Source organism: Desulfatiglans anilini DSM 4660 (assembly GCF_000422285.1).
Classification (GTDB): domain Bacteria; phylum Desulfobacterota; class DSM-4660; order Desulfatiglandales; family Desulfatiglandaceae; genus Desulfatiglans; species Desulfatiglans anilini.
On sequence record NZ_AULM01000006.1, the window covers coordinates 23,853 to 49,530 of the forward strand.

The 25,678-nt window shown below is 61.4% G+C and carries 21 protein-coding genes; 15 read left to right on the top strand and 6 right to left on the bottom strand.

The features are described from left to right. Window positions 1-19 precede the first annotated feature (19 nt). Together H567_RS0107930 and H567_RS0107935 are read left to right on the top strand one after the other, a co-directional pair. The gene (locus tag H567_RS0107930) at window positions 20-1,741 is read left to right on the top strand and encodes a proline--tRNA ligase (RefSeq protein ID WP_028320986.1); all 1,722 of its coding nucleotides are present in this window, start codon (window positions 20-22) and stop codon (window positions 1,739-1,741) included. Continuing rightward, a complete protein-coding gene (locus H567_RS0107935) occupies window positions 1,725-3,866 on the top strand; it encodes a RelA/SpoT family protein (RefSeq protein WP_028320987.1) in 2,142 nt (713 codons plus the stop codon). The genes H567_RS0107930 and H567_RS0107935 overlap by 17 nt, the downstream gene beginning before the upstream one ends. Before the next feature lie 22 nt (window positions 3,867-3,888). Here the strand turns inward: H567_RS0107935 and rpmB are convergent, their stop codons facing one another. After that, complete coding sequence (gene rpmB, locus H567_RS0107940) at window positions 3,889-4,077, bottom strand: 50S ribosomal protein L28 (RefSeq protein ID WP_028320988.1); 189 nt, start codon at window positions 4,075-4,077, stop codon at window positions 3,889-3,891. A gap of 349 nt (window positions 4,078-4,426) precedes the next feature. Between rpmB and mpl the strand changes: the two genes are divergently transcribed. Together mpl and H567_RS0107950 are read left to right on the top strand one after the other, a co-directional pair. Continuing rightward, window positions 4,427-5,899 (top strand): UDP-N-acetylmuramate:L-alanyl-gamma-D-glutamyl-meso-diaminopimelate ligase, encoded by a 1,473-nt coding sequence (gene mpl, locus H567_RS0107945; protein ID WP_244155443.1) that lies wholly within the window; start codon window positions 4,427-4,429, stop codon window positions 5,897-5,899. Between the two features lie 32 nt (window positions 5,900-5,931). Next, window positions 5,932-6,795 (top strand): DMT family transporter, encoded by an 864-nt coding sequence (locus H567_RS0107950; protein ID WP_208598346.1) that lies wholly within the window; start codon window positions 5,932-5,934, stop codon window positions 6,793-6,795. Window positions 6,796-6,843: 48 nt separating this feature from the next. On the opposite strand, the gene H567_RS0107955 is transcribed toward H567_RS0107950, so the two are convergent. Then, complete coding sequence (locus tag H567_RS0107955; RefSeq protein WP_035253722.1) at window positions 6,844-8,403, bottom strand: ASKHA domain-containing protein; 1,560 nt, start codon at window positions 8,401-8,403, stop codon at window positions 6,844-6,846. Between the two features lie 546 nt (window positions 8,404-8,949). On the opposite strand from H567_RS0107955, the gene H567_RS23750 reads away from it, so the two are divergent. From H567_RS23750 to H567_RS0108005, 10 genes are all read left to right on the top strand, one after another. Continuing rightward, the gene (locus tag H567_RS23750; RefSeq protein ID WP_051184613.1) at window positions 8,950-10,962 is read left to right on the top strand and encodes a TonB-dependent receptor plug domain-containing protein; all 2,013 of its coding nucleotides are present in this window, start codon (window positions 8,950-8,952) and stop codon (window positions 10,960-10,962) included. Window positions 10,963-10,974: 12 nt separating this feature from the next. Beyond that, window positions 10,975-12,360 (top strand): ABC transporter ATP-binding protein, encoded by a 1,386-nt coding sequence (locus tag H567_RS0107965; RefSeq protein WP_028320992.1) that lies wholly within the window; start codon window positions 10,975-10,977, stop codon window positions 12,358-12,360. Next, window positions 12,341-13,087 carry an energy-coupling factor transporter transmembrane component T family protein gene (locus H567_RS23755; RefSeq protein WP_153306094.1) on the top strand — a complete coding sequence of 249 codons (747 nt, stop codon included), beginning with the start codon at window positions 12,341-12,343 and terminating at the stop codon, window positions 13,085-13,087. The genes H567_RS0107965 and H567_RS23755 overlap by 20 nt, the downstream gene beginning before the upstream one ends. Continuing rightward, complete coding sequence (locus tag H567_RS23760) at window positions 13,084-13,809, top strand: hypothetical protein (protein WP_051184615.1); 726 nt, start codon at window positions 13,084-13,086, stop codon at window positions 13,807-13,809. Before H567_RS23755 ends, H567_RS23760 begins: the two co-directional genes overlap by 4 nt. Continuing rightward, window positions 13,806-14,345: a hypothetical protein gene (locus H567_RS0107980; protein ID WP_028320993.1), complete on the top strand. Its 540-nt coding sequence runs from the start codon at window positions 13,806-13,808 to the stop codon at window positions 14,343-14,345. The genes H567_RS23760 and H567_RS0107980 overlap by 4 nt, the downstream gene beginning before the upstream one ends. 459 nt (window positions 14,346-14,804) lie before the next feature. After that, complete coding sequence (locus H567_RS0107985) at window positions 14,805-16,022, top strand: ABC transporter substrate-binding protein (protein ID WP_028320994.1); 1,218 nt, start codon at window positions 14,805-14,807, stop codon at window positions 16,020-16,022. A 118-nt stretch (window positions 16,023-16,140) separates the two neighbouring features. After that, window positions 16,141-17,034 (top strand): branched-chain amino acid ABC transporter permease, encoded by an 894-nt coding sequence (locus tag H567_RS0107990; protein ID WP_051184616.1) that lies wholly within the window; start codon window positions 16,141-16,143, stop codon window positions 17,032-17,034. Window positions 17,035-17,045: 11 nt separating this feature from the next. Then, window positions 17,046-18,002, top strand: coding sequence for a branched-chain amino acid ABC transporter permease (locus H567_RS23765; protein WP_208598347.1), 957 nt, complete (start codon window positions 17,046-17,048; stop codon window positions 18,000-18,002). Further along, window positions 18,003-18,740: an ABC transporter ATP-binding protein gene (locus H567_RS0108000; RefSeq protein ID WP_028320996.1), complete on the top strand. Its 738-nt coding sequence runs from the start codon at window positions 18,003-18,005 to the stop codon at window positions 18,738-18,740. Continuing rightward, the gene (locus H567_RS0108005) at window positions 18,740-19,438 is read left to right on the top strand and encodes an ABC transporter ATP-binding protein (protein ID WP_028320997.1); all 699 of its coding nucleotides are present in this window, start codon (window positions 18,740-18,742) and stop codon (window positions 19,436-19,438) included. Before H567_RS0108000 ends, H567_RS0108005 begins: the two co-directional genes overlap by 1 nt. Window positions 19,439-19,518: 80 nt before the next feature. Here the strand turns inward: H567_RS0108005 and H567_RS0108010 are convergent, their stop codons facing one another. The 4 genes from H567_RS0108010 to H567_RS0108025 all read right to left on the bottom strand — a co-directional run bounded on the left by H567_RS0108010 (window position 19,519) and on the right by H567_RS0108025 (window position 23,732). Beyond that, window positions 19,519-19,935, bottom strand: a complete 417-nt coding sequence (locus H567_RS0108010) for a secondary thiamine-phosphate synthase enzyme YjbQ (protein WP_028320998.1) — start codon at window positions 19,933-19,935, stop codon at window positions 19,519-19,521. A gap of 103 nt (window positions 19,936-20,038) precedes the next feature. Next, window positions 20,039-20,896: a 4Fe-4S ferredoxin gene (locus H567_RS0108015; protein WP_028320999.1), complete on the bottom strand. Its 858-nt coding sequence runs from the start codon at window positions 20,894-20,896 to the stop codon at window positions 20,039-20,041. Between the two features lie 527 nt (window positions 20,897-21,423). Continuing rightward, window positions 21,424-22,089 (bottom strand): cytochrome b/b6 domain-containing protein, encoded by a 666-nt coding sequence (locus tag H567_RS0108020; protein ID WP_028321000.1) that lies wholly within the window; start codon window positions 22,087-22,089, stop codon window positions 21,424-21,426. Window positions 22,090-22,091: 2 nt separating this feature from the next. Next, window positions 22,092-23,732, bottom strand: a complete 1,641-nt coding sequence (locus tag H567_RS0108025; RefSeq protein ID WP_051184640.1) for a tetrathionate reductase family octaheme c-type cytochrome — start codon at window positions 23,730-23,732, stop codon at window positions 22,092-22,094. Between the two features lie 480 nt (window positions 23,733-24,212). Here H567_RS0108025 and H567_RS0108030 point away from each other — a divergent pair, with 480 nt between their 5' ends. Next, complete coding sequence (locus H567_RS0108030) at window positions 24,213-25,571, top strand: sigma-54 interaction domain-containing protein (protein ID WP_028321002.1); 1,359 nt, start codon at window positions 24,213-24,215, stop codon at window positions 25,569-25,571. The last annotated feature ends 107 nt before the right edge of the window (window positions 25,572-25,678 follow it).

The following is a 25,678-nucleotide window of genomic DNA, read 5'->3' on the forward strand; positions in this document are numbered from 1 at the left end:
AAAGGGCAGGTACCGGTTTATGCGTTTCTCGCAATATTTCATTCCCACCTTCAAGGAGATCCCGGCCGATGCGGAGGTCGTCAGCCACCAGTTAATGCTGCGGGCAGGCATGATCTGCAAATTGACCTCCGGGGTCTACACCTACCTTCCGCTCGGGCTGCGGGCCATCCGCAAGGTCGAGCGGATCGTCCGGGAGGAGATGGACCGCTCGGGGGCGATCGAACTCCTGATGCCCACCGTCCAGCCGGCGGAGCTGTGGCAGGAAAGCGGCCGGTGGGAATACTACGGGCTCGAACTTCTGCGCCTGAAAGACCGGCACGGCCGTGAGGGATGCCTTGGCCCCACCCATGAAGAGGTGATCACGGACCTGGTTCGGAGGGAGATCCACTCCTACCGGCAGATGCCCGTGAACTTCTACCAGATCCAGACCAAGTTCCGGGATGAGATCCGTCCGCGGTTCGGGCTGATGCGCGGCCGGGAATTCATCATGAAGGACGCCTACAGCTTCGACTGCGACGAGGCCGGGGCCAACCGGAGCTACGAGATCATGCGCGAGACCTACACGCGCATTTTTGCTCGCTGCGGGCTCCGCTTCAGGGCGGTCGAGGCGGATACCGGCACCATCGGCGGCAGTTATTCGCATGAGTTCATGGTGCTGGCCGAGACCGGCGAGGACGTGATCGCGAGCTGCACGCAGTGCGACTATGCCGCCAACCTCGAACGGGCCGAGGTGTTGCCGCCCGGGAATGACGGCCCTGCGGCGGCGCCGGCCGCTGTGGAGGCGGTTGCGACCCCCGGCAAACGGACGATCGAGGAGGTGACCGCTTTTCTGGGGGTGCGGCCCGATCAGTTGATCAAGACCTTGATCTTTGTCGCGGATGGGGAGGCGATCGCCGCACTCGTCCGGGGTGACCACGAATTGAACGAGGCCAAGCTAAAGCGCTTCCTGGGCGCGCAGCAGATCGAACTCGCCGATGCGGCGCTGGTGGAAGAGGCGACCGGTGCGCCGATCGGCTTTGCCGGACCGGTCGGCTTGAAGGCCAGGATCCTCGCCGACCACGCGGTCATGGCTATGGCCGATGCGGTCACCGGCGGCAACCAGGCCGATCTTCACCTCCGGCACGTCCAACCCTCGCGGGATTTCAAGGCGGCCGGGGTGGGGGATCTGCGGGTGATCACCCCGGAGGACCCCTGTCCCCGCTGCGGCGGTGAAATCCAGTTCAGCCGGGGAATCGAGGTCGGTCATATCTTCAAACTCGGCACCAAGTACAGCCGGGCGATGAAGGCCCTCTTCCTGGACGAAAACGGGCAGGAACTTCCCATCATCATGGGATGCTACGGCATCGGCGTCGGGCGAACGGTGGCAGCCGCCATCGAGCAGAACCACGATGCCGACGGGATCATCTTCCCGGTGCCGATCGCGCCCTTCGAGGTGACCGTTCTTCCGCTGCAGATGCACGACAAGGACGTCGTGGACGCCGCCGGGAGAATTTATGGTGAGCTGCAGGCCGCCGGCCTGGACGTCCTTCTGGATGACCGCGACGAGCGGGCCGGAGTGAAATTCAAGGACGCCGATCTGATCGGGAGCCCGGTCAGGGTCACCATAGGGGCGCGGGGCATTCGGAACGGGGAGGTCGAAGTCAGGCTCCGTTCCGCAGCCGAAAGCGAATCGGTCCCCGTGGCGGAGGCGGTCGGTCTGGTCCGCCGAAAGGTCGCCGAAGGGTATGATTCGGTTAAATGACATCACCGACAAACTGCTGAAATACCATCCCAAGGCGAACACGGCCCTGGTGGAAAAGGCCTATGTTTATTCGGCCAAGGTCCACCTTGGGCAGGTCCGCCTGTCCGGAGAACCCTATCTCTCGCACCTCCTCGAGACGGCCTACATCCTGGCCCGCCTCAAGATGGACGTGACCTGCATCGTCGCCGGGCTGCTCCATGACACGATCGAGGACACCAAGGCCAGCCTGGAAGACATCGAGCGCCTGTTCGGACCGGAAACCGCCCTGATCGTAGACGGCGTCACCAAGATCAGCCAGATGCAGTTCTCGAACCGCGAGCAGCGTCAGGCCGAGAACATCCGCAAGATGATCCTGGCGATGTCCTCCGATATCCGTGTCATCATCGTCAAATTGTCAGACCGTCTGCACAACATGCGCACCCTCGGGTACCACTCGCCCGAAAAGCAAAAGCTCATCGCCTCGGAGACCCTGGACATTTACGCCCCTCTGGCCGGCCGCATGGGGATCTACTGGCTGAAGTCGGAACTGGAGGATCTCTGCCTCTACTATCTCGAGCAGGAAGTCTATCAGACCATCAAGATGGAGATCGCGCAGCGCCGCGACGAGCGCGAAAAATTCATCCGCGAGGTCAAGGAACTCCTGATCGCGAAGTTCAAGGAGGTGGGCATCGAGGCGGTCGTCAAAGGCCGTTACAAGCACTTCTACAGCATCTACCGGAAGATGGTCGACCAGGACCTGACCGTCAGTCAGGTCTTCGATGTGCTGGCCTTCCGGGTGATCGTCGACAGCGTCAAACACTGCTACGAGGCGCTGGGGCACATTCATTCGATGTGGAAACCGATCTCGGGGCGCTTCAAGGACTACATTTCGATGCCGAAGGCCAACATGTACCAGTCCCTGCACACCACGGTCATCGGCCCCTGGGGGGAGCGGATGGAGGTGCAGATCCGCACCTGGGACATGGACCGGGTTGCGGAGGAGGGTATCGCCGCCCACTGGAAGTACAAGGAGGGGGCGGCGGCGCGGCAGACGGACGACAAGCAGTTCGCGTGGCTGAGGCAGTTGCTCGAGTGGCAGAAGAGCCTCGATGATCCGGCGGAGTTCCTGGACACCGTCCGGATGGATCTTTTTCCGAACGAGGTCTACGTATTCACACCGACGGGCGAGGTCAAGGAGTTCCCGAAGGGGGCCACGCCGATCGACTTCGCCTACAGCATCCACTCCGAGGTGGGTGAAAAGTGCATGGGGGCGCGCGTCAACGGCAAGATGGTCCCCATCCGTTACATGCTCCAAAACGGCGACATCGTGGAGATCATCACTTCCCCGAAACAGCATCCCAGCAAGGATTGGCTGGATTTTGTCAAGACTTCGCGGGCCAAGAACAAGATCCGCCACTGGATCAAGAACCAGGAGAAGGAGGAGAGCATACAGCTCGGCCGCAGCGTCCTCGAAAAGATGCTGGAGCAGGAGAACGTCACGCTTCCGAATCTCATGAAGAGCGATGTCCTTGCGGAGGTCGCGAGGGACGTCTCCTTCCATTCGATCGAGGAGATGCTGGCGCAGATCGGCTTCGGCAAGCTTTCGGCGAGGCAGGTGGTCGGCCGGCTCAAGACCAAGCTCGGCATCAAGGAAGACAAGACCCACGGGCTGGTCGAAAAGGTCGTGAGCAAAATCCGCCGGAGGCGGGGCGGCAGCGGCATCAAGGTGCGGGGCGTGAGCGATATGCTGGTGCGCTTCGCCAACTGCTGCCACCCGATACCCGGAGAGAAGGTGGTCGGGTTCATCACGCGGGGCCGGGGCATTACGATCCACCAGAAGAACTGCCGGCATATCCTGCATGCGGATCCGGACCGCCTGGTGGAGATCTCATGGGACACCGGACAGGAAGAGACCCATATCGCGCGGCTCAAGGTTACGAGCCTCGATCAGAAGGGGATCCTGGCGGATTTGAGTGCAGTGCTGACCCAGAAAAACGCCAATATCGTTCAGGCCGATGTCAAGACGACGATCGACAAGAAAGGTATTGCGCTGTTTACATTGGAGTTGGAGAATTTCCAGCAGCTCCAGGACATCATCGCTGGACTCAAGCGGGTCAAAAACGTGCTCAAGGTGGAGAGGCAATGACCCGCTTTCGGCGGGGCGGGGATCAGGCCTTCGTGATGCGCCCGGACTTGATGCAGTCGGTGCATACGCGGATCCTCACGGGCTGCCCGTTCTTGAGGCACCGCACCTTCTGGAGGTTCGGGTACCAGCGCTTCTTGGTCTTGTTGTGGGCGTGGCTGACGTTGTATCCCGTTACGGGTTTCTTTCCGCAGATTTCACAGACCTTGGCCATGACGGAGTCTCCTTCGAAACGCGACGCACCGGCTCTCGGATGTGTCGGCTGGTATGGGTGTTCAGGGTCCTTTCATCCGGGCAGCCCCGCTGCTTCTGCGGAGCGGGCGCCGAAAGACCCGACTCTTTGTGCAAACATCAAACCTGAAAGCATACTGATTCTTTTTAAAATAGCAAGTCATTTTTGATCAGATCGTCTCTGCGCCGGCGGCGGACCCGTTCCACCGAGCGTGGCGGGTCGCGACCGGCGGTGCGGACGGGATTGCAGCCTTTTCCGCCCCCCGCGCTTTTTCACGGTCCGCGGGGGTGGAAGGGCCCCGGCGCGCGGATTGTCCGCAGGAAGGAGTGCCTTGGCACAACCGCTCACAATGGACCCAAAAAGACCGCTTCTGGATCCCGGCTTGAACCGTCTGCCCGGGAAGCCGGAACGAATTCACCTGATGGGGATCTGCGGGACCGGCATGGCCTCCCTCGCTGGCATGCTGAAGGAGCGCGGATTGACGGTCACCGGCTCCGACCAGAACACCTACCCGCCTATGAGCGATTTTCTGGAGCGGCTCGGGATCGAGGTCCGCCAGGGGTACGCGGCGGCGAACCTGATGCCGCGGCCGGATCTGGTCATTGTCGGGAATGTCATCACGCGGGAAAACCCGGAGGCCGCCGCCCTCGCTGCCGCCGCCATCCCCTACCTTTCTTTTCCGCAGGCCCTGCAGGCCTTCGCCTTCGAGGACAAGCGCTGCATCGTCGTCGCCGGGACCCACGGGAAGACTACGACCGCCTCTCTGGCAGCCTGGGTGCTCACCTGCGCCGGGCTCGCCCCGGGGTTCATGATCGGCGGCATCCCGGGCAATTTCGAGCGCAACTTCAACGCGGGCGATGGACCCTATTTCGTCATCGAAGGGGACGAGTACGACACCGCCTTTTTCGACAAGGGCCCTAAATTCCTGCATTACCGCCCCTGGATGACCCTCCTGACCAGCATCGAGTTCGACCACGCCGACATCTACCGGGACCTCGCGCATGTGCGGGAAAGCTTCGCGCAGCTCATCCAGCTCATCCCGCCGGACGGCCGCCTCATCGTGAACGGGGAGGATCTCGTCGTGATGGAGGAGGTCCGGCGGTCCCGGGCCCCGGTTGTCCGCTACGGTTTTACGGCCGGTATGGATTGGCGCGCCGAAGGAGTGGAAACGATCGGGGCCGTGACGCATTTCGACGTCTTGAAGGGGGAGGAGGGGATCATGCGCTGCGGAACCCCGCTTTACGGCCGCCACAACATCGCGAACGCGCTTTCGGTCATCGCGCTGGCGGACGCGCTCGGGATCGAGGCTTCGAAGACGGTTGCCGCGCTGCAGGCCTTCAAGGGCGTCAAACGCCGGCAGGAGGTCGTGGGGGAGGCCTCCGGGGTGCTCGTGATCGATGATTTCGCGCACCACCCCACGGCGGTTCGGGAGACCATCGCGGCCGTCAAGTCCCGCTACCCGGACAGGCGCCTTCTCGCCCTCTTCGAGCCCCGCTCGAACTCCAGCCGGCGGAGCGTCTTTCAGGACCGCTATGCCCTCGCCTTCGACGCGGCCGACGGGGTGTTCATCCCGGAACCTGTGTTGATGCAGAAGATCCGCCCGGAGGAGCGGTTTTCCTCGGCGCGCCTTGTGGAGGATCTCCGCGCCCGCGGGCTGGAGGCTTTCCATGCCCCGCACGCCGAAGGGCTCATGGAGATCCTGCAGGGCGAGGTCCGGGAGGGTGACGTGCTCCTGTTCATGTCCAACGGCGGGTTCGACAACCTGCCGGGAAGGATTTTCGAAAGGCTCACCCGGAAGGGTTGACCGGGCGCGGAAGCCAGGGTACGAAGGTCGGGATGGTGGATTCCTGGTATGTATTTGCCATAGGCGCGCTGATCCTGATGGGGCTCCAGCGCTTTCTCTACAAGGTCTCCGCCGAGTGGAAGTGCAACACGGCCTGGACCTCTTTCGCCTTCATGGGGACCGTGACGGTCCTGAGCGGCGGGGCCTTTTTCGTCTCGGGGGGCGAAGAGCGGCACGTTTCAATCCTTCTTGTCGTCTCGGCCGTCAACAGCCTGTCCTTCCTGCTTGCGACCGTGGCTCACATGGAGGCGCTCAAGGCTATCCCCACCAGCATCGCCTACCCGATCATCCGGCTGAATGTGGTGCCGGTGGTGCTGTTCTCCGTCCTCTATTTCAAAGACGTGCTCTCTCCCTTTCAGGTGGCCGGCATCGTCCTCGCGGTGAGCGTGATGCTGATCCTCACCCGGGAGAGCGGCAGCCACGCGGACCGGTCGCGCAATGCCAGGCGGGGCGTTCTCCTCGCCTGCCTCTCGCTCGCGGGCGGGGCGGTGGCCTCGATTTCGAGCAAGTTCGCTGCGCTGCACACGAATCCGCTCGCTTACATGGCGCTGTCTTATTTCCTTTCCACCGTGTTTTCCTTCGGGGTGCGGCGCCGTTTCGAGCAGGAGGGGGTGAGCCGCGACCTGAGGCCGGCCCTCCTGATCGGTCTGTCGATGGGCCTGATCAACTTCGGGGGCTATTACCTCTTCCTGAAGGCCTTGAACTCAGGGCCTCTCTCTCTGGTCATCTCGATCGTCGGCATGCACTTCGTCATCCCCATCCTCCTGGCGGTCTTCCTCTACGGCGAGCGGCTGGGCCTCATGCGGCTCCTGGCCGTCGCCATGACCATCGGATCCATTCTCCTGATGCGCCTGTGACGGGCTCCAAACCGATTCCCCATCCTCGAGCCGGTCCGCCCGTTCGCCCTAGGCCCCTCCGACCGACGGGAAAAGGGACCGGTCCGTGTGCGGGATGAATTTCGCCGCGCTGAAGAGATTCATGAACTCCTGGTTGACGTTCAATTCGAGGTAGGTGATTCGGTCACGGATGGCCTGGCTTTCCCGGCGCACGGCCGCCGAAAGGAGCGCACGGGTGGCCCCTTCGAGCGAGGTGTTGCCGAGGGAGACGTAGGTCTCGAGCGGGAGGTCCGGGATCATGCCGACGGTGATCGCTGACCGGGGGTCGATGTAGGAACCGAAGGTCCCGGCGACATAGAAACGCTCGATGGCGTGCAGGGGGATCCCGACCGTGTTTCCGATGGTGGTGAGGATGGTGTACATGGCTGCCTTGGAGCGGATGAGCGCATCGATGTCGGGCTGGCTCAGGTAGAGCGGTTCGCCGGTTCCGGATGCCTCCGCTTCCACCACCGTCAGGTGGCGGATCCCGTCCAGTTCGATCATCCGTCCGCCGCATGCCTCCCGGACGAACTTTCCCCGGAGGTCGATCATGCCGGCCAGGAAAAGCTGGGCAGCGAGGTCGATGAGGCCGGAGCCGCAGATCCCGATCGGCGGCAGCTCCCCGATCGTGTGGATCCGGATCTCACGGGATTCCGGGTCGATCACGACCTTGTCGATGACCCCCGGGGCCGCCATCATGCCCATGCTGGCCACGCCGCCCTCCAGGGCAGGGCCGGCCGCCCCGGCGCAGGCCATCAGCCAGTCCCGATTGCCGACCACGACCTCGGCGTTGGTCCCGACATCGACCAGAAAGGCCGTTTCGTCCCGTTCGGTCATCCCGGAGGCGATGATCCCCGCAATCAGGTCCCCGCCAAAATAGCTCCCGACGTTCGGGAAGACGAAGACCGGTGCCGAGGGATGGATGGCGATCCCGAGGCTGCCCGCGGCAGTGATCGGGGGGGTGTTCATCACCGGGATATACGGCTCCCGGCAGATCCAGTAGGGGTCGAGCCCCAGGAAGAGGTGGGTCATGACCGTGTTGCCGGCGAGCGACAGGCCGGCCAGCTGTCCGGGCGAAAGGCCGTTCTCGGCCGCGGCCGCGGCGATCTCCCTGTTCAGGCGGTCGATCACGAGCCGCTGCAGACGGGACAACCCCTGGTTCTGCCCCGCGTAATGGATGCGCGTCAGGATGTCCGGCCCGATTTCGATCTGCGGGTTGTTGAAGCTGCGCTCGGCCGCGATCCGGCCGGTGGCGAGGTCCACCAGGCGGAGCACGATCGTGGAGCTGCCGAGGTCCAGGGCGAGTCCATAAATGCCGGCGGCGCCGTCCGTCCGGGGGACGGCGTCGAAGACCGTCCAGACGTCCTGATCTTCATAGACGAGGGCGTCCACCTGATAGCGCGCGTCCCTCAGGCGCTTCGGGAGGCCGTTGCCCAGGGTGAAGGCCGCCACGACCTTCGAGCTCCCGAGTTCCCTGCGCAGGGCCTTGACGAGCCGGTCGGCGTCCGCCGTGTTGTCTTTCAGGCTGGGTGGATGGAGGTTGAGGGAGATGCGCCTGATCCACAGGTCGTTTGGCTGAGGTGTAAACATGGTGCCCCCGTTCCTGTTGGGTTGATCGTTAATGGATGCCCGGTCTCCGCGTGGACGGCCCTTCGGACTGCCTCAGAGACTGTCAAAAAAGTCCGCAAGACACAAGCGTAATCTTATCACCCCGGGCCTTTGCGGGTTCGGGACGCAGGGGAAAAGGCCCGGGTGACGCTGCGGGCTCGCCTGTCGTGTATTCGAGCACACCTGCGGATGGGCGTTTTGAGGTCGATGGACGTCAACCGGGTCGAATCATCCCTAGGTCATGTGACGTCCTGAAAAATCGAAATTATATCCTGATTGACATAAAGCCGCGCCAGCCTTTAAGATGAAACATCCACTCCAAAAAGGACAGGTCCCTGTCCATGACATTTCATGTCTTTTCGGTGCCTTTTATGCTGCGGGCGGACCCCGCCCAGTGGCTCGATCCCTTATCGGCCGATGTGCGGCGGGATCGTGATCCTGTTTCTTCGAAGGGACGAAATTCAGGATGAGGCGAATGTTGGGGGGACGAGGCGTAGTCAACGGTTTACTTCTGGGAGGATTGAGACGATGGGAAAAGGGTTGATGATCATGGCGCTCGCCTGTTCCCTGGCATGTTGGTTCGGGAGCGGGGTTTGCGCTGAATCTTCGGCGGATGCGGCCGGTGAGCCGGCGTACACATTGGGCGAGATCATCGTGACCGGAGAGCAGGATGTCGTGGAGGCCGTGGGCACCGTACGGGAGGTCAGCGCCAGTGAGATCGAAACCCGGGGTGTGAGGACGCTTTCAGAGGCGCTTCAGCTCCTTCCCGGCGTGGTGATACGGAGCGGTGCGGAAGGGACTCCAAGGGTGGATCTCAGGGGTTTGCGTTCCCGCCATGTCGTTCTCCTTCTGGATGGGATTCCACTCAATTCGACGTTTGACGGGCAGTTCGATCCATCCGTGATCCCGGTCGAAAACATCTCCCGGATCAAACTGTCTTACGGGACCCATTCGGTTCTCTATGGGGACGGCGGACTGGCCGGCGTGATCAATATCATCACCAAGCAGGGAGGCCAAAAGGTAAAAGGATCAGTTGCGGGCGAAGCCGGAAGCGGCTCCCAGAACCTGGGCCGCTTCACCCTCTCGGGCGGCAAGGACGCCTTGACCTTCTTTGGCAGCGGAAGCGTTTATGACAGCGATGGTTATCGGCTGTCGGACGACTTCAAGCCCACGTCCGAGGAAGACGGGGGGCTCAGGGAAAACAGCGACAGCGAGAGGCGCAATCTCTTCGGAAACCTCTCCTACAAGCCCAATGACCGCCTTCACGTCGGTTTCGTGGTCGATTACAAAAACGGGGAGTTCGGGCTGCCTCCGAGCACCATCAACGACAAGAAAGACGTTTTCGCCAACAGCCCGAAATACGAGCGCGTCGAAGACTTCGATGGGATTTCGGCTCAACTTTCGAGCAGTTATGATTTCGATGGGCCCCTCAGCATGCGTGGCTGGGTGTTCGTCAACCAGCAGGACGAGGAGCGCAGCCGTTATGACGATAACGCCTACAATTCGATGAGCGACCCGAGTATCAAGGGCACCTTTCACGAGGACAACACGACGACTATTTCGGGGGCCGCGCTCCAGACGGCCTATGACCTGGCGGAAAGGGGAAAGGCGACCTTCGGTCTGAACGTGCGCCAGGAGGCCTGGGAAGCGGAAGGTAGGATCCGGGACGTGGAAGTGAAGAAGAATGTCTATGAATTCCGGGACTACTCCGATGACCGGGATCTCAATGTCTACAACCTGTCGCTCGAGTATGAGGTGAACCCCTTGGACGATCTCGGGATCGTGCTTGGGGGAGGATACAACTGGATGAACAACCCGGACGGCTCCAACGACGATGCAGGGAATTTCCTGTTCGGCGCCTACTATGATCTGAACCCCGAAACGCGCCTCAGGGGGTCGGTCGCGCGCAAGATCCGGTTTCCATCGATTCGTCAGCTCTATGAGGAGGCAGGGGGGAACCCGGACCTCACAACGGAAAACTCCCTCAACTATGAACTCGGCCTCGAGCGCGAACTGCCCGCGAAGAGCAGATTCACGGCCACGGCGTTTCTCATGGACGTCAAGGATTACATCGAAAAGATCCTGCCGGACGACCGCTTCGAAAACAACGATGAATACCGCTTCCAGGGTTTCGAACTGATGCTGGAATCCGCAATGGTCGACAATGCCCTGGTGCGGGCCGGCTACACCTTTCTCCATGCGGAGGACCGCTCCCCCGGCACGGAAAAGGACGAACTGCAGTACCGTCCCAAGCACAAGCTGACTTTGGAAGGCCAATACACGTTTCCGGCTGGTTTTACGGCCTATGCCAACATGCTCTACATCGCGAACCAGGTCTATTATTCCAAGAAGGCCCCGCTCATCGAGGGAGAGCTCGAGGACTACGTCCTGTTCAACGTAAAGCTCGAGCAGAAACTCTTCAATGATTTCGTGAGGCTCTACGTGCGGGCTGAAAACCTGTTCGACGTCGACTACGAGGAGTCCTACGGATATCCGCAGAGCGGGCGAATGCTTTACGCCGGGGCGGAGCTCCGGTTCTAGGCGAAGGACATTTTGAGGGCGACCTTCCTTTCCGTCAGGGGTTTCTCCTATACCTATCCGGGGGCTCCCGCACCAGCGCTCCGGGATATTGCGCTCAGGCTGCACACCGGAGAGTGCGTGTGCGTCGGCGGTCCGTCGGGCTGTGGGAAAACGACCTTGCTGCTTGCGCTGCGCGGGCTTCTGAAGAGGGGCCGTCAGGAGGGCGCCCTGGTTCGGGTTTGCCCGGGGTCGGAATCGGATATCGGGCTGGTCTTCCAGAATATCGAATCCCAGGTGTTGCTGACGCCGGTGGAGGATGATGTCGCTTTTGGCCCGCAGAACAGGGGATATCCGCACGGCGAGGTCACCTTGCGGGTCGGGGAGGCCCTCGATGACGTGGGTCTCCAAGGTTTCGAGAAGCGCAATGTCAGCGAGCTTTCCGCCGGCGAAAAACAGCGGCTCGGCATGGCATCCGCGTTGGCGGCCGGGCCGCGTGCCCTCTTTCTGGATGAACCGACGGCTCAACTCGACCGGAGGGGCAAAGCCAGACTCCTCCAGATCCTTCGCAGGCTCAAGGCTCGGGGGGTAATGCTGCTCGTCGCCGAGCACGACCTGGAGCCCTTCGTGGAACTGGCAGACCGGTTCCTGCAGATGGAGGAAGGCCGTATCATTTGCGTCGGGGATTGCTTCGAACCGCAAAGAGCCGGCGGTCGCCCTGCGGCGGGCGGGCGGGAGAACCTGCCCAGGCTGGTAGACGAGGGTCCTCCTATTCTTTCCTTGAAGGGACTCCAGGTCGAGGGCCCTGCAGGGCCGGTATTTCGTGGACTGGATTTGGAGATCCGAGCGGGAGAACGGGTCCATCTGTATGGTGAAAACGGCGCCGGGAAATCAACGCTCCTGCGCTGCATAGCCGGTCTCAGGAGGCCCGACGCCGGCACGGTCCAGGTTCGAGGGGTAGGGAATCATCGCTCGGACCGACTCCTTGGGAAAATCGCCCTGCTTCTCCAGAACCCTGAAAAACAGCTCTTCGAAGAGAATGTGCAAAAGGAAATCGGATTCTCCTTGCTGCGTATGAAACTGTCCGAGAAGGAGTCGGCGGCGCGTGTCATGGAATCGGCGGCGCTTTGCGGTGTGACGCATCTGCTGGATCGTCCCCCCCTGGGTCTGAGCCTGGGTGAACAGCACCGCGTAGCCTTGGCCTCCGTCATGGCGATGCACCCGTCTCTGCTGCTTCTGGATGAGCCGTTTGCCGGGATCGATTTCGGGGAGCGGCGCCGGCTCCTGAAAACCCTGACGGATTACCGGAATCGCTGGCAGACGGCTGTGCTGATCGCATCCCATGACGACCTGCCCGCGGTGGACTGGGCTGAACGGCGGTTGGAGATGAAGGGAGGACGGCTTGAGACCTCGCCGGCGTAGGATAGGGCCGACCTATTCAGCTGGGGCGGCCTATGAGTATCGAGCGGGCGAATCACCCGTGCATCGCCTGGGGGCCGGCTGGAAACTCCTGCTCACCTTCGTCATGGGGTTCGCCGCCGTGGCCGTGACCCGCTTCCCTGCGCTTTTCGCGCTGATCGGACTGAATGTGCTCTATATGGCAGGCTGCGGACTCAGGCTGCGGGACTGGTGGGTGGACAGCCGTTTTTTCCTGTATCAGACCGTCATCGTCGTCCTCCTCTATCTCCTGCGCTTCGGGTGGGAAGCGGGATGGTATCCGGGCGTTCTGGCCGGGGCGAAGGTCGTCCTCTTTTTTATGCCCGGAGCGGTTCTGCTGCGCACGACGCGGACCTCGGAGATGCTGAGGGTCTTCAAGAAATGGCTGCCGGCGCGCTTCGCCTTTCTGACCCTGGTCAGCCTCCGTTTCGTGCCCTACCTGGCGCAGGAGGCGCGGGAAATCGTTCAGGTGCAAAGACTGCGGGGTGTCCCGCTGAGCTTGAGGGGGTTTGCGGATCCGCGTCATTGGAAAGAGGTGTTTTCCAGCATCATGGTGCCTTTGATGGTCCGCGTCATCCATACGGCAAACGAGGCGGCGCTGGCGGCGGAGGCCAGAGGCTACGGGGTGCGGGAGCCGATACCGGGGGAGCGAACATGCGGCGCCCCGCCGGAGGATTTTGTCGGACAACCTATGGAAGGAAAATCGGAATGAAGCTTTTGATCGCTATCGATGACACGGACAACGAAGAAAGCATCGGCACCGGGCGTCTATCGCGGATGCTGGCTGCGTCGCTGAGGGAAGAGGGGTTCTCTGCGCAGACGACCGTGACCCGTCATCAACTGCTGTTGCACCCGGATATCCCTTACACCTCGCACAACAGCAGCGCCTGCATCGAAATGGATGTCGAGGGAGACGTGATGCTGGAGGCGGCGGAGACTGCCAAAGCGTTCTTGATGGACCACTTTCACGAGGGTGCGAATCCGGGGCTGTGCGTGGCTTACCGTTCCTCCGTGCCGGATGAATTGCAGGACCTGGGCTTCAGGGCGCAGCGGGAGGTCCTGACCATCGCGGAGGCCCGGGCCCTGGCGGCAAGACTCGGCGTGTGGGTCTGGTGGCTGGGGGAGACAGGACAAGGGTGCATCGGTGCGCTGTCGGGGGTTGGGTTGCGCAGCACCGGCCGCGACGGCCGGTTCATTTCGCTCGAGGGGATACGGGACCTCGACGGCCGGGTGAGTGTAGGCGAAATCTTGGAGAAAACGGGGATCCAGGCGGTTGAGGACGGAACGGGGCTTCGCCTTCATGCCGGTGAAATGGTGGATTCCCAGGGGTGGCTCAGACCGGAGCTGAAAGAGGGCAAGCCCGTTTTGCGGGTCGAGGCGGTGAACGGAGCCTGGACCGTGACCGGCAAGAAGAAGAAGGGAGGGCGAGCGTGAGTTCCAGCACGGGCCAACGTTTTACGCTGCAGGAGGGGCTCTGCATCGCCTTCTGCGCAACCTTCGTCGTCATCGCGCGCGCAGCGCTGCGCCTGCATTTGAATATCCCGGGCCACGCGATGTTTTTCACGATCTTCTTCATCATGCTGGGTCGCGGCTGTGTGGCGAGGTTCGGAGCGGCGACCCTGGTGGGGCTGGTGGCGGGCTTCGTGTGCATGCTCCTGGGAATGGGCAAGGGCGGTCCGCTGATGATTTTGAAGTTCGCCCTGCCGGGGTTGGTGGTGGATCTGGCGGCCGCCTTCCACCCTGCACTGTTCTCGAGCCTTCTCTGGTCGGTGGTGACAGGCGCCCTCGCCTCCGCGACGCGCTTTGGAACCGTTGCTCTGGTGGATGGGTTGATGGGCATGGACAAGACCGTCGTCCTTCAGCACGCGCTTCTGAGTGCATCGTTCAGCATGCTTTTCGGGGCCTTGGGGGCCGCCATGGTTCCGGCTGTCGTCCGGCGGCTCAAGGTGAGCGGCCTGATTGCCCGGTAAGGGCGGTCCGGCGGCGGAAGGTTGCCGCACACTTTCCCGCTGACCGATCTCACCGTATCCACCCCGTCGGTTGCCTGACAATGGACAGCATGTCAGCTGGCATGCGCTCTCTACTCCCATTATCATCTCGTTTACACAATTGTTTTTGACTACCTGCAGTAAAGTGTGTTATGTAAAACACTCCACAACCGATCCATAATCGATCAACCCGGCATAACCGAAAATCATTCATTTCCAGTGCAACCTTGCTACGGTTAAAATGCGTTTCTCGATCGGAGCCTCGTGTTTCCGCGCTCCGAGACGGTGTTGTTTCAGCGTTGAAAATAGAACCGGCAGAAGAAACGGACATCTTGTCGCATCTTGCGCTGTCAAGACGAACAGGCTGTACGGGAATGAACTCCCGCGTTCCGATGGCTGTATCCGATCTATGAACCCTATGATGTGAAGGAGGATGAGGGGATGAGACGTTGGATGATGCTGGCAGGTTTGTTTTTGAGTCTGGTACTGGTCTGGAGCGTTGGTTCGGCGCTTGCCGAAAAGCCGATCAAGGTCGGGATCGTCGACTGCTACTCCGGGCCGCCGAGCACCTACACGAACGATGTCCGGGATGCCTTCCAGCTGGCTGTTGACAAGGTCAACGCCGAAGGGGGCGTCTTGGACCGGAAGATCGAATTCGTCACCCGGGACAGCAAGTTCAAGGTCGACATCGGGCTGGCCGCCGCCAAGGAGCTGCTGATGCGGGAAGAGGTCGACATCCTGATGGGCACGATCAACAGCGCCCTGGCCCTGGCGATTTCCGACCTCGCGGAGAAGGAAAAGATCCCCTTCTTTGCGACGTTCTCCAAGAGCGACAAGATCAGCGGCCAGGCGGGCCATCGCTATGTCTTCCAGATCACGGAAAACACGACGGTGGCGGGAAAAGCCGCCGCGGCCGGCCTGGCGAAAAGACCCTATGTGAAATACTGGATCGCCGGGGACGATTATGAGTACGGTCACGCCATCGCCGAAAACGCCTGGAAGCACCTGAAGGAGCTGAAGCCCGAGGTCGAGCTCCTGGGGCAGTCCTGGTGGAAGCTCGGCGAACCGGACTTCACGCCCTACATCACGTCGATTCTCTCGGCGAAGCCCGATGCGGTGATCATCGCCACCGGCGGGGCCGGATGCGTCCCCTTCCTGAAGGCCGCCCACGCGACCGGCTTCAACAAGCAGGTGCCCTTCTTCATGCACACCGCGACGGAACTGTCCACCTTGAAGCCCCTCGGCCTGGAAGCGCCTGAAGGGGTGATCGGGACCTCGAACTACTTCTACTACTATCCGGAAACCCCGGAAAATCAGAGCTTCGTGGAGGAGTTCAAGAAGGCCTTCGGACGCGAGCCGAAGGTGGGGGCCCTCTACGGCTACATCACCGCTCAGCTCATCATCGAAGGGTACAAGAAGGCCGGCGCCTTCGATACCGAGAAGTTCATCGATGCCGTCGAGGGAATGGACTTGGCCACACCGGTCGGCAAGGTGACCCTTCGTGCCTGCGACCACCAGGCCATGCTGCCCATGTACATGGGGGTGACCAAGAAGGTGGAGGGCTACGATTTTCTCATTGCCTCCGATATCGTGACTATACCGGCAGAAGAGATCATACCGAGCTGCGAGGAGATCGCCAAGACGCGCGAAGCCAAATAGCCCCTCTTTCCGAAACAGACAAGGGCCGGATACCGCCGCCCTCGCGGCCGCCAGCGGCGGCCTCCGGCCCTTGAATGCCTTGACAGGAAATTCACCGACACCCTGGGGGCTTCGCAAAATGGAATTCGCAGCGCATGTGTCCTGGGAAGCTCTGCTCCAGCAGGTCCTGGTCGGTTTGAGCCGGACGACCATCCTCTTCATCGTTGCATCGGGGTTGAGCCTCGTGTTGGGGGTGCTGCGCATCCCCAACGTGTTCCATGGCTCGCTTTACATGATCGGCGCCTTTCTCGCCTACTCGGTCGCGGTCTTCATCGGGGGGCCGGCCGGCTTCGCGGTCGCCCTGTTGGCGGCCCCGCTCGGGGTGGCTCTCATCAGCCTGATCGTGGAGCGCGGGCTTTTCTGCCGGTTGTACGAGCGGGAGCACCTGATGCTGCTCCTGTTCACCTTTGCCTTCATGCTCGTCTTCTCGGATCTGGTCAAGCTGGTGTGGGGTTCGGATTACCGGTCGCTCTCCCTCCCGCCGATGCTCCAGGGTTCTTTCACTATCCTTAATCTCCCTTTTCCGCGCTACAACCTCTTCCTCCTGCTGGTCGGCCCCGTGGTGGCCTTCGGCCTGTGGTTCCTGACCAACAAGACCAAGATCGGCAAGATCGCCCGCGCGGCATCGGTCGACCGGGAGATGGTCGGCGCCGTGGGGATCAACGTCAGCTGGGTCTTCGCGGCGGTTTTCATCATCGGCTGCTTTCTGGCCGGCCTGGGCGGCGCGCTGGTCGCCCCGACACAGAACATCACCCAGGGTATGGATCATGCCATCATCATCCAGGCCTTTCTGATCGTCATCATCGGCGGTTTGGGCAATATCTGGGGGGCGCTCCTGGGCGCCCTGATCTTCGGGTTGACCGACGCGATCGGCATTTTGATCCTGCCCCAGTTCGCCATCGTGTTCCCCTATGCCGCCGTGGTCATCGTCCTCATCTTTCGTCCGACGGGCTTGCTGAAAGCCACCTGGTAACGGAGTGCATCGTGTCCAAAGGGGTATTCAGTCCAAAGACCTGGCTCCTGCTCGCGGCGGCCGTTGCGTGCATGGCCGTGGCGCCGCAGTTCCTGAGCAGGTTTTACACCTATCTGATCTCCCTGGTCCTGGTGACCGGGCTCTTGGCCATGAGCCTCAACCTGGTGCTCGGCTATGGCGGGCTGTATCAGTTTCACCATGCCGTGTTTTACGGTGTCGGCGCCTATACCTTCGCCCTCATGCGGGTGAAGACCGGCCTCCCGTCGATCTGGGCTTATCTGGCTGCACCCGTGGCCGCGCTTCTGTTGAGCCTTCTGATCGGCTGGATCTGCGTGAGGCTTTCCAAGCTCTACTTCGGGATGCTCCAGATCTCTCTGGGCTCCCTCGTCTGGGCCATCGTGTACCGCTGGTATTCCTTTACGGGCGGGGACGACGGCATCCACGGCGTGCCGATCCCGGAGGCCCTCTCCTCCATCGACAACGCCTATTATTTCACCAGCGCGGTGACCCTGGTCTGCCTGTTCGTGATGTATCTGATCGTCAATTCCCCGTTCGGGCGCGTGTTTCAGGCCACCCGCGACAACCCGGAGCGGAGCGAGGCCATCGGGGTCAACGTCAAGCGGCAACAGCTCGTGGGGCTCATGGTCGCCGGTTTCTTCGCCGGTGTCGCCGGGTCGCTCTTCGTGACCATCGAGGGGTCCGTCTTCCCTGACATGATGTTCTGGACCCTGTCCCTGGAGATCCTGATCATGTGCCTCCTGGGGGGATGGTTCTCCTTCTTCGGCCCCATGCTCGGGGCCGCCATCGTGGTCGTCCTGCGGACCGTGATGGGCATTCACACCGAGTACTGGACCCTGATCCTCGGCGTCATGCTCATGCTGCTGATCTTTTTCCTGCCGGAGGGGGTGCTGGGCTATTTCACGGCCAGGTGGGGGTCCCGCCGCCGGGCCGCCATGGAGGATCTCTAAATGCTCGAGGTCAGGGACGTCCGCAAGTCGTTCGACGGGTTCATGGCGGTCAGCGAGGGGAATCTCACCGTTGAACGGGGAAAGATCGTCGCGGTCATCGGGCCGAACGGGGCTGGAAAATCCACCCTGTTCAAACTCATTACCGGCCACCTGAAGCCCGACGGCGGCTCGATCCGGTACAAGGGTGAAGACATCGCCGGTCTGCCGCCCTACACGATTTGCCGGCGCGGCATCAGCCTGTCCTTTCAGATCGTCAACATCTTCCACCGGCTGAGCGTCTTCGAAAACGTTCAGGCCGCCATCCTGTCCCGCCAGCGGAAGACCTTCAATCTGTTCACGCCGGCGGCGAGACTGGCCCGGGAAGAAACGATGCGGATCATCGATGCGGTCGGCCTGTCGGACAGGGTGGACGCCGTCAGTTCGACCCTTGCCTACGGTGATCAGAAGGTCCTCGAGATTGCCATCGCCCTCGGCAACGACCCCGAGCTCCTGATCCTGGACGAGCCGACGGCCGGCATGTCGCCCGAGGAAACCGCCGCCACCATCGGCCTGATCAGGCGTTTGACCCGGGAGATGGGCCTGACGATCCTCTTTTGCGAACACGACATGGAACTGGTTTTCGCCATGGCCGACGAGATCATGGTCATGCGGCAAGGCGCCACGATCATTCAGGGCCCGGGAGAGGTCGTCCGGGCCGATCCGGATGTTCAGGAAGCCTATCTGGGGGGAGGCCATTAATGCTGGAGGTCAGGGGCATTCACACCTATTACGGCCTGAGTCACATCCTTTTCGACGTGTCGCTGGATGTCCGCCAGGGCGAGATCGTGTCCCTCCTCGGGCGCAACGGCGCCGGCAAGAGTACGATCATGAAGAGCATCATGGGCCTGGTGCCGCCCCGGCAGGGCTCCATCCGTTTCAACGGCGAGGCGGTCACCGGGAAGCCACCCTATATCATGGTTCGGAGGGGCATGGGCTATGTCCCGGACAGCCGCCGCGTGTTCGCCGACCTGACGGTAGACGAAAACCTAGAGATCTCGGAGCGGAATACGGACAAACCCGACGGCTGGGACCGCGAGGCCGTCTACCGGTTTTTCCCGGACCTGCGGAGGATCCGGTCCCGCCGGGCTGGGTTCCTGAGCGGCGGAGAGCAGCAGATGCTGACCATCGCCCGGGCCCTCGTCACGAACCCCTCCTTTTTACTGCTCGACGAACCTACCGAGGGGCTGGCGCCCCTGATCGTCAAGATGCTGGAGGAGCAGATCCGGCAGCTTGGCCTGCGCGGCCTGACCGTCCTCCTGGCCGAGCAGAATCAGAGCGTCGCCCTGAGCCTCAGCGTCAGGGGCTACATCGTCGACAACGGCACGATCGCCTACCAGGGGAGCATCGACGACCTGCGCGACAACGACGAGATCCGGAAGAAGTATCTGCTGGTTTGATCACTCTTTGCCGTGAACTATCCCCTTCTCGAGATTTCAGATCTTGGATCGAACCCTGGTTCAGCGAGGGTAAAACAGTTCTAACTTCCGATCAGCTTGACGAGCGCTCTCTTCCGCCGCCTCCCATCGAATTCCCCGTAAAAGATCTGCTCCCACGTCCCCAGGTCCAGCCGGCCGCCGGTGACGGCGACCACCACCTCGCGCCCCATGATCTGACGCTTCATATGGGCGTCTGCATTGTCTTCCCCGACGTTGTGACGGTACTGAGAGACCGGTTCGTGAGGGGCCAGCTTTTCGAGCCACACATCGTAATCGTGGTGTAGCCCGGACTCATCGTCGTTGACGAATACGGATGCCGTAATGTGCATGGCGTTCACCAGCGCAAGGCCTTCCTGAATCCCGCTTTCCTTTACACAGTCTTCCACCTGCGGCGTTATGTTGATGAAGGCCCGCCGCGTGGGCGCCTCGAACCACAATTCCTTGCGAAAATGCTTCATTTTGTGATGCTCCTCCCGGTGCCCTGGTGACAGGTTCGTGCATGCTGCCGATGAATGCGAAGACCAGGGCGGCGCGATCCATGGGCCGATGACGTGCACCGGATCAGTCTCCGGCGGGGATGCCCGATTCGCAGGGGACGCCCGTTTGACACAGGCCGCAGGCATAGCCTTCGAGGCCATATCGGCGCTTGACATATTCCCTTGCGGCCCCGCCGACGTACGCGGCGCACTTGCGTTTGTCTTTACCCCTGGCGGTGATGGCCCCGACCGGGCAGCGGGGGATGCATTTGCCGCAGATCCCCCGGCTGAAAAAGAGGCAGTAGGCCCGATGGTCGGTGTAAGGCCTTTGCGTGGGCGGAACCTGGACGCGTGCCACCACCGATCCCGTGCGCATGGCTTTTCCGGCCGGAGTGATCAACCCGTCGCACAGGCCGAAGGTCCCCAGGCCGGCCGCAAAGGCTGCATGGCGTTCGGACCAGGTGGAGGCGAAGTCGTAGCGCGGGGATATCCGCCAGCTGAACTGAGGGCTGAGCACAGGGGCGACGGCCTGGATGCCCTTGGACGCAAGGTTTTCCACGACATGCCGGCGGAGCTTTTCGTTGACGATCTCGCCGAAGATGCGCCCTCTGGCCCACCTCTCTGAGGGGTAGGTCTTTTCCCGGGTGTTTTCCGCTTTCGTGAGCGCGTTTTGAGGGAGGATCCAGCTGATGACGCTGATCTCCTCAGGGCGGACATGAGGGTCCTCGAAGGTGAGCGCGAAGATCTCCCAGGGCGTCAGGTGGAAAGGGCCGACATGCTCTTTGAAGGCCTCGAACAAGGGGTCATCGCCCCTCGCGAAGCCTATCAGAGGCGAGGCGAAGGCCTTTTCGTTCGCGGCGTTCTGGAGGGTGTTTTCAGGCGAGTGGTCGATGAAATCCGTAATCAGACGCTCGATCCATCGGGTTTTCTCTGTCTGGCTCATGAGGGTCCAGACCTCCATTTTAGAGCGGTGGGAGAAAAGATCATCATCATAACATCGCTGAAGTTGCCTTTGGCACGAAGTGGGCGGCCCAGACATCGCCGGACTTGCCTGTCGGGCAAAAGGCCTCGACCTGGATAGGCAGGAGGCCCGCATCCGCTGAATATCCGCGAAAAGACAGCCGGCACGCCGCTTCAGGTCTCCAGATGGGACGGCCCGGCGGGAGAAGCCCATTTTCCGGGTCTCCCCCCGTTGCTCTGACCCGTTGAACGACCCGGACGAGCACGGTACCTCCTGCTGTCAAAATACCCCAATTTCATGCACTCTGAAAGATAAATGCGGATGGCCTGCGGTCGCTGACAGGTCTTGCGGACCGGGGAGTCAAAGGGGGTGCCAGGACGCCGGATGTGTTTCGGAGGATGTGTTTCCGAATAGAAAGCGGGTTTCGTGTTCGGGAGCCGGAAACGGCCGCCCGTGGGGAACCCGGGCGGCCGAACAGAGGGTCTGCGGCGGTTCGGATGGAGCGGGCTTCAGCAGACCCCGGCCTCGGCCTTTCTGGGCTTGCGCTCCCAGTCCTCGATTTCGGTTCCTTCGGGAACTTCTTCCCAGCCGCTGATCATGGCCCTCGTGTGGGCGAAAAGGGTGTGACCTGTCGTGATCATGTACAGGTGGACGACGAGGAAGGAAAGAATGGCAAAGGCGCCGGCCAGGTGGATGGCGGCGACCACCGTCAGGGACAGACCGCTCAACCCCCACCCTGCCCAAGAGTTGTAGCCCCAGTAGACGAGGCCGGTCGCCATCTGGACCGGGAGCAGCAGGGCCGCGAGGGAAAGGTACACGAGCCGCTGAAGCGGGTTGTGTTTGGCGTCTCTTTTCTTGGGGACCGGGTGCGATTCGCCGCGGAAGATCCCGTAGCTGTAATAGCGGATGACCAGGAGCATCTTCTTCGTGGTGGGGATATACTGACGCCACTCACCGGTGGTGAAAAGCCAGAAGATGAAAAACGCAAAGGCGATCAGCCAGGCGATCCCCGCTGTATTGTGGATTTCTGACGCCGCTTTGAATCCGAACAGGCTGAAGAGGCCGTTGATCTCGAACCCCGTGACCAGCAGCAAGAGGATCAGGATCGTTTGCAGCCAGTGCCAGAAGCGTTCGTAGCGTGTGTAAAGATAAATGTTGGTCATGCGGGATTCCATGTCTATTTCTCCTTTCGGCGGCCGGCGACCATTCTGCCGATTCCGTGAACGAATACGCCCAGCAGGGAGCCGAGGACGACGGCCCAGCCGAGGAAATGAACCACCGGGTTGCGGTCGCGCCCCGGCATGTAGAAGCCGGCCAGGTTCTGCAGCCGCCCCTCCTTGCTGTGGCATTCGATGCACTGCAGGGATTGCTCTTTCGGCGCAACCATGTGGGTGATCGGAAACACATAGGAGGTTTCGACGAAGTCGAATTCACCGCTGAAGGGGATCCCGGCGGTCTGCATGCCGATTTCGATCGATCGGCGCCAGTCCCAGTCGGCCCAGTAGGCCCCTGAGCCGGGGGGACCGAAGAGCTTGGGGATGACCACCGTCTTGTTGATCTTGTCATAGGGCTGTTTCCCCCGATGGACCTTGAAGGGGAAGATCCGCGACATGGGATCGTCGGGGCTGCCGAGGGGTGTGTTCACCGCCACGGTCCGGGACGGATCGACGACATCCTGGGCCGTCAGGGTCTGGATCGCCCCGTTGAACCAGAAGTATTCAGGAACGACATCCTTTTCCCACACAAAACTGCCTTTCAGGGAGTCATAGGAAGGTTTGCCGTGCGGCCCTTTCTCGGCGAAGGGCTTGCCCTCTTTCTTCTGGCCGGCGGTCGACCAGTCCCACCACATCTTGGTCGCCAATTCCCGCGCAAAGGCCGGGATGTGGCAGCTCTGACAGGCCACCTTGTCCGTATGGTCGTTGGCCTTGACACCCGGTTTGTGCGGGGTGCTGGTGTGGCAGGATTCGCACATGATCTTGGCGGCGAGGTCGTCTTCGACAAGGCTCTTCCGGTGGCCGGCCGCCGGGTTCGAATAAATCCTCCCCGCGATTCGGTGCAGTTCGGTGGTATGGCAACGGACGCAGTCGAAATCTTGCCCGTCCGTCCCCATGTGTACATCGAGGGCCTTGTTCGGCATCATCATGGACGAATCGAGGTCCCCGTGTTTGACGGCATCCCCGCCGCCGCCGAAAAAGTGACAGGTGCCGCAGTTCTTGCGGGTAGGGCGGGCGACGCTCTGGGCGACCTTGTTCCAGTCCGGCGGTTCGTAGAGTTTCCCATTCGCTTTGAAGACCGTGGGCTTGTCGACCGGGTGGCCCGCACCTGTGGGGAATTTCTTGTAGGTGCCTGTCTGTTCGTGACAGACGAGGCAGTCGACGGCGTATTCATCCTTGAAGTTGAAGGATTCGTCTTTCCAGCCATACCCTGCATGGCACGAGGTGCACCGTGGCCAGTTGGACTGCGCGTTGATGCAGAAGTTGTTCAAGGTGATGCCCGCCTTGCCGATCCGCTCCTCTGGCGGCCGGCTCGGGTCCAGCCATGTCCAGTGGATGGTCTTGTGGAACTGGCCGGCCGCCAGTTCGTGGCAGGAGAGGCAGGCCTTGGTGACCTCCGGCCCCGATTGAAAGGTCTGCTGGAGCGGCTCATGCCTGGAATGGTCGGCCGTGATCCAGACCGTTCGTTCCTTGGTCGCCTGCTGGGCCATCGTGCGTCCAGGCGCTTGATTTTCGTCCACGACCCTGACCTGCGCCAGGGCCCAAACCGGTGCAATGAGCGCCGCAGCGAAAAGCGGCAACCAAAACCGACGCATCCGTGCCATAGTCCGCTTCATCGTTTCCTCCCGTTTCCCCTTCATCTCACTGTTCTGCGAAGACCTGCGGGATGCGATGGAGATCCCGCTCGCTCTGGAGCCTTTTCGAGGATGGACGTTTTGTCGGCGGGTGCCATCCTTTAGATGCTATGAAGCAATACCGATGCCAAACCCGAGGGCGGAGGCGTCTGCTATATAAGTATTTGAAATAAATGCGAGTAAAAGCCGTTGCCCGCTTGTCGAAGTTCAAGTATATTAACTTTTATTAACAATTTAGCGTTAACAGTGTTTCCGCTGTTAATGATTTTCAGGAAGCAGATTGGATGAACAAGGGAGCCTATGTCGGGTGACCTGGTTTGGCAAAGGCCCGCTGCTTGCCCCGCGTTGCCGGTTCCGCCTTTCAGGGATATCATTGCATCCCGATGACATGCGGGGTTTACGCTCTAAGGGGTGCGCGAGCGAGATTCGAGGTGTGAGGAGGACAGACGGATGAGAATTGCCGATTACTGGGAGACCATCGTCAACACCCTGCGGGATGGCCTGCTGGTGGTGGATTCGGGAGGGAAGATTCTCTATCTGAATCCGGCGGCCGAGAAGATGACCGGTTATGGGTCCGAGGAACTGGTGGGGGCGTCCTGCCGCACCCTCAACTGCACGGGATGCAAGATCTTCGGACGGGGGGCGGGAGAAGCCTGGTGCAGCCTTTATTCGACAGGGGATGTCAAGGCCAAACGCTGCTTTCTCACGAGTAAGCAGGGGCGGTCCGTGCACATCGTGAAGAACGCGACGGTCTTGCGTAATGCAGAGGGTGAGATCCTCGGGGCGATCGAGATCCTGTCCGATCTGTCTGAAGTGGTTCGGGTGCAGCAGGAGATCGGCGCCCTGCGCAGGACGTTTCAGCTCGAAGACGGCTACTACGGGTTGGTCGGTGAATCGCCTGTCATGCAGAGGCTCTACGACCTGATCGACAACGTTGCCCAGACGGAGGTCCCTGTCATGATTCAGGGCCGGAGTGGAACGGGCAAGGAACTGGTGGCGAGGGCCATTCACCATGCCGGCCCCCGCCGTGAGAAGCCGTTCATCAAGGTCAACTGCGCCGCGTTGAATCCGAATCTGCTGGAAAGCGAGCTTTTCGGCCACGTCAAGGGGGCCTACACCGGTGCCGATCGCTACCGCATCGGCCGCTTCGAGGCGGCCCACGAGGGGACTCTTTTCCTGGACGAAATCGGGGACATCCCCCCTGCGGTCCAGGTGAAGCTCTTGAGGGTCCTGGAGGAAAAGGAGATCGAACGTGTGGGGGACCACCGGTCCATCCCCGTGGATGTTCGGATTATCACCGCCACCCATAAGGACCTCGAAAGGTTGACCGCCGAAAATGCCTTCCGGGAAGATCTCTTTTTTCGAATCAACGTGTTTCCGGTGTATTGCCCCTCGCTGGCCGAGCGTCGGGAAGACATCCCGTTGCTGGTGCAGCACTTCATCCGCCAGCAGACCATCAAGACCGGAAAATCCGTCAGCGGCCTGCTTCCTGAGGCGATCGAAGCCCTGACGGCCTATGCGTGGCCGGGCAATGTCCGCGAACTCAGAAACACCATCGAATACGCCTTTGTCCTCTGCAAAAAGGAAATGCTCGGATTGGAGCATCTGCCGGCAAAGATCACCGGCGCACCTGCCAGGATGCCTCGAAAGGACCTGGATGCCGTGGCAACGCTCGAGCGGGATGCACTCATTCAGGCCCTGCATGAGACCGGGGGGAACCAGTCGAGGGCCGCACACATCCTGGGCGTGAGCCGGGTGACCGTCTGGAAGCGGATGAAGCGCTACGGAATCGACCCGCGACCGAAGTGAGGCCATATCTGAGAAGGAATCCTCGTGGATTTGCCGCCTGCCGCTGAGCGGGGAGAGGCCCGGCTGCAGCCGGTGGAGTGTGACTGAAAGCCGGGAGCGTTGCACCA